The following is a 551-nucleotide window of genomic DNA, read 5'->3' on the forward strand; positions in this document are numbered from 1 at the left end:
CCGGCCGCCGGGCCTTCCCACTGCGCCCTCGCTGTGCCCCCTTGCCTCCGCGGCGCCCTGCCGCGAGCCCCCGCGCACCCCGCTCTTTCCCCTCTCGCCGTCCAGCCCTTCCCGGGCCGGACGACCGTCCTTCGCAAGGTAAGGAACGCCACTTGGCAACCACAACACGGAACGCGACCAGCGATCCGGGCCGCGTCAGCTTCCTGGAGGAGCTGTACCAGGGCCGCTTCCGCTGGGACCTGGTCCGCGACTTCCCCGTGCAGGAGTCCGCGGACGCGGCGGCCGGCGACAAGCTGACCGAGGAGCTGACCGCCCTCGTCCAGGAGAGGATCGACCCCGACGACGTCGACGCCCGGGCCGCGCTGCCCGACGGATTCCTCGACGAGCTGGGCCGGCGTGGCTATTTCGCCCTGCAGGCGGACCCCGCCCTCGGCGGACACGCCCTGTCGCACTACAACACCTTCCGCATGGTGTCGGCGGCCGCCGCGCACTGCACACCGGTCGCCCTGTCCCTCGCCATCGAGAACGCGCTCGGCGCCGGGGCCTTCCTC

1 protein-coding gene is annotated in these 551 nt (G+C 73.1%); it reads left to right on the forward strand.

Annotated features, from left to right (window positions below; all coding sequences use genetic code 11):
• Window positions 1-152: 152 nt before the first annotated feature.
• The coding region (locus CCN33_RS30845) for an acyl-CoA dehydrogenase family protein (protein WP_140394794.1) at window positions 153-551 on the forward strand (399 nt) is incomplete at its 3' end.

Origin of the sequence: Streptomyces recifensis, assembly GCF_002154615.1 — a bacterium.
Classification (GTDB): Bacteria; Actinomycetota; Actinomycetes; order Streptomycetales; family Streptomycetaceae; genus Streptomyces; species Streptomyces griseoluteus.